Origin of the sequence: Paenibacillus ilasis (assembly GCF_043195395.1) — a bacterium.
Taxonomy (GTDB): Bacteria; Bacillota; Bacilli; order Paenibacillales; family Paenibacillaceae; genus Paenibacillus_AQ; species Paenibacillus_AQ lautus.
The window spans coordinates 1,443,790-1,457,152 of sequence record NZ_JBHDJG010000001.1 but is presented as its reverse complement, the minus strand read 5'-3'; the positions used below and the strand labels follow the sequence as shown (position 1 = coordinate 1,457,152).

Here is a 13,363-nt window from a genome sequence, read left to right as displayed (position 1 = left end):
ATTCATCTTATGTGCTTATCGGTGAAGTTCGAATTTGTGATGCAAAGCACGCAGCGCTTGAGCCATATCTTCCTTCTTCACAAGCACCCAGATCGTTGTGTTCGAATCTGCCGATTGCAGAATCGGGATATCGTGCTCGCTCAACGATTCCACGATTTTGGCCATGATCCCCGGAACCCCGTTGATCCCGCCGCCAATGACGGACACCTTCGCACAACCGGACAAGCTTTTTGGTTTCAAATCCAGGCTCTGCAGCACTTCAATCGCCTTCTCCGAATCGCTGTCAAACACCGTATAAAGGACTCCTGTAGGGGTAACATTAATAAAGTCCACGCTGATGGAATGTTCCGCCATCGATTTGAAAACCTTCAGTTGAAGACCTTCCGTGCGATCGCACTCCACTGAGATTTGCGTAATATTGCTTACATAAGCAACTCCCGTCACAAAGCGGTCCACGATTCCGGATTGTATATCTCTGAAACCTTCCGGCTGGGTAACCAGTGTTCCCTCATTATCCGAGAAGGTTGACCGCACTCTGACCGGAATTTGGGATTGCATGGCAATCTCAACTGCTCTAGGATGAATAACCTTGGCACCTTGATGAGCCATATTGCAAATCTCCGTATAGCTTACATAGCTGAGCGGCTTCGCATCCTCGACGATGCGGGGATCCGCCGTAAGGATGCCGTTGACATCCGTGTAGATATCAACCATTTCAGCCCGAAGCGCGGCTCCAAGTGCTGTAGCCGAGGTGTCGCTTCCGCCCCTGCCCAGCGTCGTAAAGTCACCCGAATCGGTCTGCCCCTGGAAACCGGTCACGATAACAACCTGATAAGACTCCAACTCTTTCAAAACCCGTTCAGGTTTTACGTCCTTAATGCGTGCATTTCCGAAGTGATCGTCTGTAAGAAATCCGGCTTGGGCACCCGTCAACACCGTCGCAGTTATGCCTTCATGCTGAAGCAGGCTGCACAGCGTTGTGGCTGAGATAATCTCACCGCAGCAGAGCAGCAAATCCCGGTCTCTGTCAGGAAGCGCGTTTCCGTTATGACCGATCCAGTCCAGGAGAGTATCTGTTGCGTAAGGCTCCCCGCGGCGTCCCATAGCCGATACAACCACGACCAATTGGTAGTGATTAGCCAGTTCGCGCTGGATGTGTCCAATAACATGGGTTCTTGCTTGCGGTGATGATAATGAGGTGCCGCCGAATTTTTGAACTAAGATGCGCATAAAATATTCCTCCGTTTATATATGCCCAGGAGACGTAAATTTCGGGCCGACCGACTGAAACGGCCGGCTACTAAGCCTGGCCGTTCCGTTTGTTGACGATGATTTCCGCGATTTGCACGGCATTCCATGCAGCACCCTTCAGAAGATTATCTGAAACGATCCACATGTTAAGTCCACGCTTATGTCCCAGATCGCGGCGAAGCCTTCCTACGAATACATCCGGTTTCCCCACGGCATCCGTAGCAAGCGGATACGATTGTGCCGATGGATCGTCAACCAGCGTAACACCGGGTGCATTCGACAGAAGCCGATGAACTTCTTCCAGATCATAGTCATTCTTGAATTCAACGTACACGGATTCCGAATGCCCGCTAACGACCGGGATACGTACACAAGTAGCCGTCACTTCGATGGATTCGTCGCCCATAATTTTTTTGGTCTCGCGGACCATCTTCATTTCTTCCAAGGTATAACCATTCTCTGTAAATTTATCGATCTGCGGAATCGCGTTAAAGGCGATTTGATGCTTCACAGGCAGCGATCCAACAGGTAAAATGTCAGGCTGCACCTTTTGGCCGTCAAGAATCTCCTTGCTCTGGCGCAGCATTTCATCAATGGCTTGGTGTCCGGCGCCAGAAACGGCTTGATAGGTTGAAACGATAATGCGGGATATGCCGTATGCGTCATGAAGCGGCTTCAGCGCGGCTACCATCTGAATCGTCGAGCAATTCGGATTCGCAATAATACCGTTATGTTCATCAATCTTCTCGGCGTTTACCTCCGGCACGACCAGCACTTTATCCGGATCCATGCGGAAAGCATTGGTGTTATCGATGCATACCGCTCCATGGCGTACCGCATGTGGCGCCAATGCCTTACTTACATCGCCGCCCGCACTGAACAGCGCGATATCGATTCCCGCAAAACTGTCAGGGGTTGCTTCTTCCACAAGGATCGCTTGGCCGTTGAAGTTCAATACTTTACCGGCGGATCTTGCAGAGGACAACAGCTTTAACTCCGCAATCGGAAAATGACGCGACTCCAACAGCTTGAGAATCTGTTGCCCGACTGCGCCGGTTGCTCCAACAACGGCCACATTATAATGATGCTCGGTCATCTGGCTAAACTCCCCTTCATGAATGGAACTGCGGCTGTCGCTTTTCTATGTTGCCCTTGTTGTTCAAAAGGCTTAATCGCGGTTAATGCGAATATTCAACGATCATCGGCTGCAGCTGTTTCCCTTCCAGTGCCGCATAACAGGCTTCCGGAATCAGATTCATTTTGGCGACAAGCGAGTTCGGCTTCTGCTGTGGATTATCCTGTCCGTACGGGACAAAATATATGTTTTTCGTTACAAGCAGCTTAGCGATATTCGCCGCATTCAGTCCAAGGCCATCATTCGTTGAAATTGCCAGAACCAGCGGTCTGCAATTTCTCATCTGCGCCTTGGCTGCCATTAAAACAGGGCTGTCAGTCATCGCATTGGCCAGCTTGCTGGTCGTGTTTCCCGTGCATGGGGCGATAACCAGAACGTCAAGAAGCTTGGATGGACCTAGTGGTTCCGCCTCCACAATTGTAGAAATAATATCATTCCCGGTTATATCTTTCAACTGTTTCTGCCAATTCTCCGATGTGCCGAATCGGGTATCGGTTGTCATGATGGTGCTGGACACAATCGGCACCACGTTCGCTCCACCATCTTTGAACCGCTGGATCTGCGGCATCACTTCTTCAAGCGTGCAGTGCGATCCTGTCAGGGCATAACCCACTGTTATTCCATTCCAATTCATCTACGCATCCCCCCGAATCTTGATTTCTTCAGAAATCAGCTCCACCAGCGTGTTGGCCATAATGATGCCGGCTGTTTTAGGAGCCACGATTCCGGGTAGTCCGGGTGCGAGCATAGCTTTGATACCCCGTTTTTCGGCATAGCGAAAATCGCATCCGCCGGGTGCAGAGGCAAGGTCGATGATGACAGCCTCCCGAGGCATTTTCGAGATGATTTGTGCTGTGACTATCATAGTAGGAATCGTGTTAAAAAGCAAGTCAATATCCGACACATAAGAGCTCAGATCCCTTACCAGGAAGGGCTTCCAGCCCATTTCCTCAGCTCTGGCATAGTGTTCCGATTTGCGTACGCCCATCCGAATTTTGGCACCTAGGCCTTGCAGGCTGCGCGCCATTGTGAATCCTGTCCGTCCCATGCCAAGCACCATGCTAGTTGATCCGTGAATCGTAAAATCCGTGTTTTGGATCGCCATCATCAGTGCCCCTTCCGCTGTCGGAATGGAATTATAGATGGCTACATCGTCCCTCTCCAAAATCTCTACCAGCTTGATCTTATATTTGTCACATAGCGAGCGTAAATAGGGTTTCGCCATGCCTGTATAGATCACTCCATGTCCGGGCATCGCTGCGATATGTTCCTCCTGCAGTCGCAATGGCCCTTCTGAGAACAGCGCGCTGACACGTCCCTCATCATCACATCCCACGACAGGCAGGATCAGAGCATCGGCATTCGATAACAGCTCTGGCGTGAGCGGCTCGCGAGTCACTCCCTGAAAAGAATCCTGCAGTTTCTCAAACCCGGCGATCATGACGGAGGCATCCATCTCAGCGCATTTTCTTATGACCTCAATTTGCCTTGCGTCTCCTCCAACAAAGACGGTCCGGACTCCAGTCAGCATGGAAGGCCTCGCTCCTTTCTTCTAACCAATGTATAAACCATCTTATGCCGCCGCCTATATGGTGGTGAGCGCATTTCAATTAAACTACCGCCTTAACGCAATAAATACCGCTATAAACGACGAGGCCGGGACCGAATCCATTTCGCATGATGGCTAATGTAAAAAAACACCGCCCGGCATAAGCCGGAGCGGTGTGCGTGGTAAAACCATGATGATAATACCCATTAATTGTACATGATACGGTTTACTTGCCGGTGTGACCGAATCCGCCTGCACCCCGTACGGTGCCCGACAACTCGTCAACTTCCATGAATTCTACGGCAGGGACGGTTTTAAACACCATCTGGGCGATGCGTTCATTACGCTCAATTGCAAACGGTTCTTGTCCCAAATTCACCAGCAGCACCTTCACTTCCCCGCGATAATCAGCATCAATCGTACCCGGAGAATTCAGGCAGGTAATGCCATGCTTGTAGGCCAGTCCGCTGCGCGGACGGATTTGAGCTTCAAGCTCGGCCGGCATGGCAATCGCAAAACCGGTCGGGATCAGTTTGCGCTCACCGGGGTTCAATACCACCGGCTCGTGAACCGCCGCATGCAGATCAAAACCTGCGGCTAGTTCGGACATTTTTACGGGAAGTTTCACATCTTCATTACCTGGCAATCTATTGATTTGAACGTAGTGCAACAAATTCATTCCTCCTAAGTACATTCAGTGCTTTATCTGAAGTTCCTACCATCGCTAGTGCATATGGAGTCCCAAACATACGGTCAAGAACCGCGTCGACATCCTTCATCTCCACCTGTTCAATCCGCTTAATGATTTCATCCAGGCTGAAATGGCGACCCAGCATCAGTTCGTTCTTACCCAAGCGATTCATACGGCTGCTCGTGCTCTCCAAACTCAGGATGAGACTGCCCTTCAGTTGTTCCTTCCCTTTGCGCAGCTCTTCCTCCGTCATCCCGTTCTGTGCCAGATCTTGCAGCATTTCCGTGGTCAGCTGAAGGACTTCCTTTGTCTGCTTGGGCGCTGTGCCTGCATAAATGGTGAACATCCCGTTATCTGCGTGCGAACTATGATAGGAGTATACCGAATAAGCCAATCCGCGTTTCTCCCGGATTTCCTGAAACAAGCGTGAACTCATGCCGCCGCCAATGGCATTGTTCAACAATACCATTGCATACTGAAGCTCGTCTCCGATGGAGCAGCCGGGAAACGACATGCAGATATGATTCTGCTCTGTTTTCTTCTTACGGAATTGAACACCGTCCAAAAAGGCGGGCACGTCTAGCAGCTCGGAGCTGCCGTGATTGGAAAAGCCGCCAAAATGACGTTCTAACAGCTCGATCACTTCATCATTAATGTTGCCTGCCAAGGCAATCACCGTGTTCTCAATGGTATAGTGTTTGTCCATGTAAGCTCTCAGCGCTTGCGAATCCATCGATTCAAGCCGTTCCTTCGTGCCGAGAATCGGATAAGCCAGCGGATGATCGCCGTACGCCGATAACGACATCAGGTCATGAACCAGATCATCCGGCGTATCCTCATACATCGCGATCTCTTCCAGAATGACATTCTTCTCCTTGGCTAACTCGCCCGCATCCAGCTTCGAGTTGAAGAACATGTCGGACAATACGTCAACCGCAATCGGAAAATGCTCATCCAGCACCTTGGCGTAATAACACGTATATTCCTTGGACGTAAAAGCGTTGACGTTTCCGCCGATAGCATCAAATTCTTCAGCAATGGCGCGGGCGTCAAAGCGCTCCGTCCCTTTGAACATCATGTGCTCTATAAAATGCGTAATCCCGTTGATGTCCTCCGATTCATTGCGGGATCCGGTCTTTACCCAAATACCGAATGAAACCGAACGACTTGTCGGGATTTGCTCCATAACCACTCTCAGGCCGTTAGACAATTGTATTTTTTTCACGAGGGCCCCCCTAACTGTTCCATCCAGGATCACTTTAGCTGATTACCAGCCTCATGCCATCCATTCATTCTATCAAACTTTACCATACGGCTCAACTTCCCTTCGGCATGATTCGCTCAGGAGAAAGCGTCTGGCTGACGGTTCCAATTTCCAGCCCTTTGGCCCGTATTCCGTCAATCATTCCCTTTAATGCTTGGGACGAGGAATCGGTGGGGTGCATCAAAATCAGGAAACCCGGCTCCACCTTCGTAGCGATCTTCTGTACGACTGCATCCGGTGCAGGATGCTTCCAATCCACCGTATCGAGCGTCCATAGGACCGTCTTCAATCCCCTTGCCTGGGCGATGGATACGGTCTGCTGATTAAAATCACCGGAAGGCGGCGCGAACCATTTGTTCTCTACCCCGAGGCTTTCTTTAAGCAGCTCCTGCGTCTTCGCAATTTCCAGCTCCGCCCGATCCCTGCTGAGACGACTCATATTCGGATGCGTATAGGCATGATTCTCCACCTCATGACCTCGTTTCAGAATTTCACCGGCCAGCTCCGGGTTCTTCTTCAGCCAGCTCCCATCCAGGAAAAAGGTCGTCTTCACATTCTCCGCATCCAGCGTGTCCAGCATCGGCACCAGAAATTCATTCCCCCAGGCCACGTTAATCATCAGCGACACCATTGGCTTGTTGGGGTTGCCCCGATAGATCGGTTGGTCTCCAAGATCATGAAGCGTCACTTTGGCCGGAATTTGCCGGTATACATAAGGGATGGCCTCTCCGGCTTTTCGCTTTTTCGACGATGCTGCTTGGTATGTAGCTTCAATATCGATTTCGAGTCCATTATAACCGGGAATCGCCTTCCACACGGAGTCCACCCTGGCATCCACCGGCTCAATGCGTGATTTTGCCGCGGCGGCTTCGATTTGACTCAATAAATCCAGGTCTACTGCCGTCTCTGAACCGCTAACGAGTTGCCCCTCGGGTTTAATCTGCAGTCCCGAAACATATCCCCAGGCCCCGCTGAACACAGCAACAGCCGACACCATTGCGGCACCGGTTAGCAGCACAACCATCTTTTTTCCATTCATGGGCATATCCACCCTCCCCTTGAGAAGCTTTGTCCCATTTTATGTAGGTTCAGGAGGAAATATGTGCCGCAAAGTGGGCTTACGCTGTGAAGCCTGTTTCAGATGCTTGTCCAAGAGCTTACGAATCCCATGAGCCGTAATGATTAAAAAAAGAGCCAGAATGATAGGTTCTGCCTCTTTTTGCTTCTATCTATATGCTGTTAAACAAACAAAGCGCGGATTAAGATCCGCTCTTGTTTGTTTCCGCAGTCAAAACCGCTTTGCGAGACAGGTTAATCCGTCCCTGCTGGTCGATTTCGGTAACCTTCACGGTAATGACGTCACCGATGGCAACCACGTCCTCTACCTTCGCTACGCGCTCAGTTGAGAGCTGGGAGATATGAACAAGCCCGTCTTTGTTAGGCAGGATTTCAACGAACGCGCCGAATTTCTCAATTCGTTTTACAGTACCTGTATAGATTTCGCCAACAGCTACCTCACGCACGATGCCTTCGATAATCGAAAGAGCCTTTTTGTTCATCTCATCGTTGGAAGAGGCAATAAACACGCGGCCGTCTTGTTCGATATCGATCTTCACGCCGGTTTCTTCGATGATTTTGTTGATGATCTTGCCGCCGGCGCCGATCACGTCGCGAATTTTGTCCGGATTGATCTGCATCGTAATAATCTTAGGCGCATATTGGGACAACGTTTCTCTTGGCTTTTGAATGGCTTCTGCCATTTTTCCAAGGATATGCATGCGTCCTTCTTTTGCCTGCTGCAGGGCTTCCTGCAAAATCGCGCGGTCGATACCGTCAATCTTGATATCCATTTGAATGGCGGTAACTCCGTCAGGTGTCCCTGCAACCTTGAAGTCCATGTCGCCGAGATGGTCTTCCATCCCTTGAATATCCGTCAAGATGGAAACATGATCTCCGTCTTTAATCAAGCCCATCGCTACGCCGGCTACAGGTGCTTTAATCGGTACCCCTGCATCCATCATAGCAAGTGTGCTTGCACAAATACTTGCTTGGGAGGTCGAACCGTTCGATTCAATAACTTCAGATACGAGACGAATCGTGTACGGGAATTCCACTTCATTCGGAATGACCTTCGACAACGCACGTTCACCGAGTGCACCATGACCAATTTCACGACGGCCCGGAGCGCGAAGCGGACGTGCTTCCCCTACGCTGAACGGCGGGAAGTTGTAATGGTGCATGAAACGCTTGGTCTCTTCCAGATCGATTCCATCGAGAATCTGTACATCACCTAGAGCACCGAGTGTACACACGCTAAGAGCCTGGGTTTGTCCACGTGTAAACAGACCGGAACCATGCGTTCTAGGCAGCAGGCTGGTATCGCAATCGATAGGACGGATCTCAGACAGACCACGACCGTCCGGACGAACCTTGTCATGCGTGATCAAACGTCGAACTTCTTCCTTCACGATATCGTGAAGCACTTCTTTAACATCCTTCAACAACTCAGGTGTCTCGATATACTTCTCTTCAAATACGGTATATGCTTCATCATTGATAGCGTCAATCGCATCCTGGCGGGCATGCTTCTCCTCAATGCGAACAGCTTCAACAAGACGAGCTTCGGCAAAATCACGCACTTCACGATTCACCGTTTCATTGACCGCATGAAGTTTAACCGCCATTTTCTCTTTACCGCAAGCGGCCACGAGTTCTTCGATCTTGGCTACGATTTTCTTGATTTCCTCATGCCCGAACATGATGGCTTCCAGCATGACTTCCTCAGGAACTTCGTTTGCTTCAGCTTCAACCATCATGATTGCATCTTTGGTACCTGAAACAACAAGATAGATGTCACTTGCTTCCTGCTGCGCAATATCCGGATTCACCACAAAATTGCCATCAACACGCCCTACGGCTACGCCGCCGATCGGGCCGTTAAAAGGCACGTCCGAGATGCTCAAGGCAGCGGAAGTACCGATCATTGCCGCGATTTCCGGCTCGCAATCCTGATCGACGCTCATGACGAGATTCAGAACCTGTACATCATTACGGAATCCTTCTGGGAACAACGGACGAATCGGACGGTCTGTCAGACGGCTGGCAAGAATCGCTTTCTCGCTTGGTCTGCCTTCGCGTTTGATGAATCCACCCGGAATTTTACCGACTGCGTACAAACGCTCCTCGTAGTTGACCGTCAATGGAAAGAAATCCAAATCCTTCGGTTCACTGGAAGCTGTCACTGTACACAGGACTGCCGTTTCGCCGTAACGAACCATCACAGCCGCATTTGCCTGCTTCGCAAGGCGCCCTGTTTCGAACACGAGGGGTCTTCCGCCAAGCTGCATTTCAACACGTGTTTCCATGTAATCCCTCCTCATGGGGATAAATTTTTTTTGAAATCTTCTACCATCAGCATGTCTTTTGCAAAACGCTGTCCACATTTCCTAACCAGAGCCATCCAAACGGTCGAAATCGCAAACCTATGTACAGGAACAACCCGAACCGTATAGAACATTCTCCGTATAGATTGCCCCTGGTTATACTAATTAAGCGAAAATTAGCGAACAGACCACGCCTACAATCTATAAAGAATCTATATTAAGATAACCCCACAAAGTGGAGTTTAGGCTATGAAGCGTACGCAGTACTTTGTGGGGAAGCTCGAAAACGGTAAATTGTACAATACTTAGAAAAGAGCCCGGCTGTGCCGCTGTCGTTCCAAGAAGGACAGTGGACAACCAGGCTGTTTTCGGCACATCTTATGGATGATTAGCGACGCAATCCAAGCTTCTCGATCAAAGCACTGTAACGTTTAACATCCTTGTTTTTCAAGTATGCAAGCAACTTACGGCGTTGGCCGACCATTTTCAACAATCCGCGACGGGAATGATGATCCTTCTTGTGTGTACGCAAGTGGTCAGTCAAGTTCGTAATGTTTTCCGTTAGGATAGCGATTTGCACCTCTGGAGATCCTGTATCGGACTCATGAGTTTTGTGCTCGTCAATCAGTTGTTGTTTACGTTCTTGAGTTAATGCCATCCTGTTCACCTCCCTCATTATAATCGCCGTTGGCCCAGGTACCGACGGTGAGATCGAACATCCAAGCCAAGGTTAGAATTGCCCAATCTTCGGGCAACCTCTAAGAGTATAGCATACTTTACCTAAAAAAGAAAATCCGTTTGCGGACAATTTGTCCCAAAACGTTTATTCACTGACTTTCAAAATTTTGCGGGCCTCGACGGCATCTCGCTGAATCCATTCCACAAGTTCCTGAACCGATTCGAATTTATGCTCCTTGCGGATATATTGAACGATATCCACCGTCATGATCTGATCATACAGATCCCCTTCAAAATCAAACAAATGCACCTCAAAGATAGGCTCTGTGATCCCTTCATGGAACGTTGGCTTCACGCCGATGTTCATCACGCCCGGAATCCAGTTGTGATGCTGATCCGTCCGTGCCCGAACGGCATAGACACCTAGTGCCGGTACCACGAACGGATCCGTCAATTCCAGGTTAGCGGTAGGAAAACCGATCTTCCTCCCCCGCTTCTCCCCATGAATGACCGTGCCGCGGATATGGTAATTCCGTCCGAGCCAGCGGTTTGCATCCGACAGCTGTCCTGTTTTCAAGGCAATTCGTATAGATGAACTCCCCACCTTCTCGCCATCGACCAAGAACGGCGGAACCGTAACGACAGACATCCTGCCTTCACCAAGTGCCTGAAGTTTGACAGCATCTCCGGCGCCTTTATGGCCGAACCGGAAATCAAATCCGACAACCGCCGTTTGAAGATTCAAGGGAAACAGCATCTCTTCAACAAACGTTTCCGGACTCACCTGGGAGAACTCTTTATTAAACTCGACAACGTACAAAATATCGATGCCCATCTCCTCAAGCAGCTGCTGCTTGTCAGGCTGAGGTGTCAGATAACCCTCATAGCTCCCTTTACCAATCACGTCTTTCGGATGAGGATAAAAGGTAATGAGTGCGGCCGGCACTCCATTCTCCCGCGCGATATTGACAGCCGTTGAAAGCACGCTGGCATGTCCCAGGTGAAGACCGTCGAACTGGCCGATTGCAGCTACCTTCGGCTCGGCAGCTTCTCGTACGATATCGGAAGATACAGGATAAGATAAAGAAACAACCCTCATAAAATACTCACCTCCACTCACTAAATCCAGTCGTGCTTAGGAAAATACTTTCACAGGAACGATAGCCCCTGTCTCCTCTTGCCGCTTATAGATTCCCAGAAAGTTTTCCTTTATATCATACAAGCGAATAGGCTCCGAGCTGTCAACAGGCGGTTCCACCGCTCTTGAGGACAAGCGCTGTCCCTGCAGAGCAGCATCCGTTTTCTCTTCAGAAACCGTATGCTTCGGCAGATAATCAATCGCTTGATCCACGGGAATAAGCCGGGTGTGCAGCGTTTCATCCTTCATGAACTGCTCAATTTGCTCCAGGGTTAAGCACTGCTCCTCTGAGATTCCCGCCGATACCGTGCGTACCAGCTTAACCATGACAGATGGCACGCCGAGCTTCCTCCCGATATCCACACAAAGCGTGCGGATGTATGTACCTTTGGAGCACAATACCCGAAAAGAAATTTCCGTATAATCCCCTTCAGCATCAAAATCCGTCATCTCGATTTCATGGATCGTTACGGTCCGGCTCTTGCGTTCCACTGTTTTACCTTCTCTGGCAAGCTCGTATAACCGTTTACCATTGATTTTAACAGCGGAAAACATGGGTGGGATCTGAGAGATCTGGCCTGTAAAAGATTGAAGCGCTTCAAGCGCCTCCTCCCTGGTCACACGAACTTCATCTGCCGTCTCCACCACACTCCCGGTAATATCCTCGGTATCCGTCGAATATCCGAGACGTAGGACCGCATGATACTCTTTAGGCAGTTCCTGCAGGTATTCCACAACTCGGGTAGCTCTCCCCAGGCATAACGGCAGCACGCCCGTGACTTCGGGGTCCAGCGTACCCGTATGTCCGATTCGCTTCAAACGAACCATTCCCCGAACCTTCGCTACCACGTCGTGGGATGTCCAGCCTGCTGGTTTGTGAACGGCCAAGATGCCTTCTAATTGCGTCATAGCTTTAATCTCACCTGCTCTACTACTTTAGGGATGATGTCGTGCAGGGAGCCTTCAATGCTGCAACCGGCTGCCCGAACATGGCCGCCTCCTCCAAATATCTGGGCTAATGCCGCAACATCCACTTTTCCGGCTGAACGCAAACTCGCCTTAACCATTCCGGACTTTAGCGACTTGAACAGAATCCCGACTTCAACTCCCTGAATGTTTCGGGGGTAATTGACTATCCCTTCCAGATCCTCGCTCACGGCGCCGCATGATTCCATAAACTCAGGCGTTACGTATACCCAGGCTATTTTACCGTCATCCGACACGCTTAACGTATTTAACGCCTGAACCAGCACCTTCATCTGTGGAAGCGTCATTTCCTCTAGTAACGTTTCCGCAATTTCGGGTCCGTTCACGCCGTAGGACAACAAATTGGAAGCGATGCTCATGACCTTGGGCGATGTATTCGAATAACGAAAACCGCCGGTATCCGTTAGCAACCCCGTATAAATCGCCGTTGCAATTTCGGCATCCCAGTTCACTTCAAACAAATTCAGCAAATCATAAAGGATTTCTGCGGTTGCTGCCGCTTCCGGCACGACCAGGTTGACGGTTCCATATCGATCATTCGTTGGATGATGATCAATATTAACAATGCTTGCATGATCGGCAAATACCTGCTTCGTGTAGCCTACTCTAGCAAAATCTGCACAATCGACACAAATGACGTGTGAGAACGTTCTTCCTGGCTGCTGTTCAGACAGATTGAGAATGTCTTCTGCATGCCACAACATTTTCATGCGTTTTGGAATGGGCCCTTCATTAATCATCGTGAATTTCTTGCCCAGACATGAGAGAAGCCAGCCCACCGCAAGGGTGGAACTGACTGCATCTCCATCGGGCTGAACATGCGACACAACCAAATAATCATCGTGCTCCAGCAGGAATGATTTCACCTGCTGCAGCTCTTGTTCATAGGTCTGCATTCGCCCTCTCCTTTATAAAAACGAACTACTCTATTTCTCTTCGCGATCCACGATTTCGGTCAGCAGCTTCTCGATATGGCTGCCATACGCAATGGAATCATCGAATTTGAAGATCAGCTCCGGCACATGCCGGAGTCGAATCCGCTTGCCCAGCTCGGAGCGGAGAAAGCCGCTTGCCTTATCCAACCCTTTCAAGGAGGCTGCCTTCTGCTCGTCGTCGCCGAGCACACTCAGGTATACCTTCGCTTGAGACAGGTCATTGGTAACGTCAACACCGGTCACTGTAATGAAACCGATTCTTGGGTCTTTCATCTCCGTTTGGATCAGTTGGCTGAGCTCTTTTTTAATCTGCTCGCCTACGCGCCCAGTTCTGATTTTTGCCATGGTCTGA

At 50.0% G+C, this 13,363-nt stretch carries 13 protein-coding genes; all 13 read right to left on the bottom strand.

Annotated elements, in window-relative coordinates:
• Nucleotides 1-15: 15 nt before the first annotated feature.
• A complete protein-coding gene (gene dapG, locus ACETK5_RS07050; RefSeq protein ID WP_394054799.1) occupies nucleotides 16-1,230 on the bottom strand; it encodes an aspartate kinase in 1,215 nt (404 codons plus the stop codon).
• A 70-nt stretch (nucleotides 1,231-1,300) separates the two neighbouring features.
• A complete protein-coding gene (locus ACETK5_RS07045; RefSeq protein WP_326120138.1) occupies nucleotides 1,301-2,347 on the bottom strand; it encodes an aspartate-semialdehyde dehydrogenase in 1,047 nt (348 codons plus the stop codon).
• An 82-nt stretch (nucleotides 2,348-2,429) separates the two neighbouring features.
• Nucleotides 2,430-3,020, bottom strand: a complete 591-nt coding sequence (locus ACETK5_RS07040; RefSeq protein ID WP_100538033.1) for a dipicolinate synthase subunit B — start codon at nucleotides 3,018-3,020, stop codon at nucleotides 2,430-2,432.
• Complete coding sequence (gene dpsA, locus ACETK5_RS07035) at nucleotides 3,021-3,917, bottom strand: dipicolinate synthase subunit DpsA (protein ID WP_098746977.1); 897 nt, start codon at nucleotides 3,915-3,917, stop codon at nucleotides 3,021-3,023. It abuts the gene before it with no gap.
• Between the two features lie 244 nt (nucleotides 3,918-4,161).
• Nucleotides 4,162-4,608 (bottom strand): dUTP diphosphatase, encoded by a 447-nt coding sequence (gene dut, locus ACETK5_RS07030; protein ID WP_207797476.1) that lies wholly within the window; start codon nucleotides 4,606-4,608, stop codon nucleotides 4,162-4,164.
• Nucleotides 4,583-5,851 (bottom strand): M16 family metallopeptidase, encoded by a 1,269-nt coding sequence (locus tag ACETK5_RS07025; RefSeq protein WP_394054796.1) that lies wholly within the window; start codon nucleotides 5,849-5,851, stop codon nucleotides 4,583-4,585. The genes dut and ACETK5_RS07025 overlap by 26 nt, the downstream gene beginning before the upstream one ends.
• A 91-nt stretch (nucleotides 5,852-5,942) precedes the next feature.
• Complete coding sequence (locus ACETK5_RS07020) at nucleotides 5,943-6,935, bottom strand: polysaccharide deacetylase family protein (RefSeq protein ID WP_394054794.1); 993 nt, start codon at nucleotides 6,933-6,935, stop codon at nucleotides 5,943-5,945.
• A gap of 214 nt (nucleotides 6,936-7,149) precedes the next feature.
• Nucleotides 7,150-9,255: a polyribonucleotide nucleotidyltransferase gene (gene pnp, locus ACETK5_RS07015; RefSeq protein ID WP_100538036.1), complete on the bottom strand. Its 2,106-nt coding sequence runs from the start codon at nucleotides 9,253-9,255 to the stop codon at nucleotides 7,150-7,152.
• A gap of 406 nt (nucleotides 9,256-9,661) precedes the next feature.
• Nucleotides 9,662-9,931: a 30S ribosomal protein S15 gene (gene rpsO, locus ACETK5_RS07010; protein WP_006211281.1), complete on the bottom strand. Its 270-nt coding sequence runs from the start codon at nucleotides 9,929-9,931 to the stop codon at nucleotides 9,662-9,664.
• Between the two features lie 165 nt (nucleotides 9,932-10,096).
• Nucleotides 10,097-11,050: a bifunctional riboflavin kinase/FAD synthetase gene (locus tag ACETK5_RS07005; RefSeq protein WP_394054792.1), complete on the bottom strand. Its 954-nt coding sequence runs from the start codon at nucleotides 11,048-11,050 to the stop codon at nucleotides 10,097-10,099.
• Between the two features lie 36 nt (nucleotides 11,051-11,086).
• Entirely contained in the window at nucleotides 11,087-11,998 is a 912-nt protein-coding gene (gene truB, locus ACETK5_RS07000) for a tRNA pseudouridine(55) synthase TruB (protein ID WP_326112978.1), read from the bottom strand.
• Complete coding sequence (locus ACETK5_RS06995; protein ID WP_394054790.1) at nucleotides 11,995-12,972, bottom strand: DHH family phosphoesterase; 978 nt, start codon at nucleotides 12,970-12,972, stop codon at nucleotides 11,995-11,997. Before ACETK5_RS06995 ends, truB begins: the two co-directional genes overlap by 4 nt.
• Nucleotides 12,973-13,002: 30 nt before the next feature.
• On the bottom strand, nucleotides 13,003-13,356 hold the full coding sequence (gene rbfA / locus ACETK5_RS06990; RefSeq protein ID WP_100538040.1) for a 30S ribosome-binding factor RbfA: 354 nt from the start codon (nucleotides 13,354-13,356) through the stop codon (nucleotides 13,003-13,005).
• Nucleotides 13,357-13,363 lie beyond the last annotated feature (7 nt).

What these genes read in the sequence shown, in the direction of transcription:
- ACETK5_RS07020 (WP_394054794.1), bottom strand. Translation starts at nt 6,935, where the DNA reads ATGCCCATGAATGGAAAAAAGATGGTTGTGCTGCTAACCGGTGCCGCA.
- rbfA (WP_100538040.1), bottom strand. Translation starts at nt 13,356, where the DNA reads ATGGCAAAAATCAGAACTGGGCGCGTAGGCGAGCAGATTAAAAAAGAG.
- ACETK5_RS07005 (WP_394054792.1), bottom strand. Translation starts at nt 11,050, where the DNA reads ATGAGGGTTGTTTCTTTATCTTATCCTGTATCTTCCGATATCGTACGA.
- truB (WP_326112978.1), bottom strand. Translation starts at nt 11,998, where the DNA reads ATGACGCAATTAGAAGGCATCTTGGCCGTTCACAAACCAGCAGGCTGG.
- ACETK5_RS07045 (WP_326120138.1), bottom strand. Translation starts at nt 2,347, where the DNA reads ATGACCGAGCATCATTATAATGTGGCCGTTGTTGGAGCAACCGGCGCA.
- dpsA (WP_098746977.1), bottom strand. Translation starts at nt 3,917, where the DNA reads ATGCTGACTGGAGTCCGGACCGTCTTTGTTGGAGGAGACGCAAGGCAA.
- pnp (WP_100538036.1), bottom strand. Translation starts at nt 9,255, where the DNA reads ATGGAAACACGTGTTGAAATGCAGCTTGGCGGAAGACCCCTCGTGTTC.
- ACETK5_RS06995 (WP_394054790.1), bottom strand. Translation starts at nt 12,972, where the DNA reads ATGCAGACCTATGAACAAGAGCTGCAGCAGGTGAAATCATTCCTGCTG.
- rpsO (WP_006211281.1), bottom strand. Translation starts at nt 9,931, where the DNA reads ATGGCATTAACTCAAGAACGTAAACAACAACTGATTGACGAGCACAAA.
- ACETK5_RS07040 (WP_100538033.1), bottom strand. Translation starts at nt 3,020, where the DNA reads ATGAATTGGAATGGAATAACAGTGGGTTATGCCCTGACAGGATCGCAC.
- dapG (WP_394054799.1), bottom strand. Translation starts at nt 1,230, where the DNA reads ATGCGCATCTTAGTTCAAAAATTCGGCGGCACCTCATTATCATCACCG.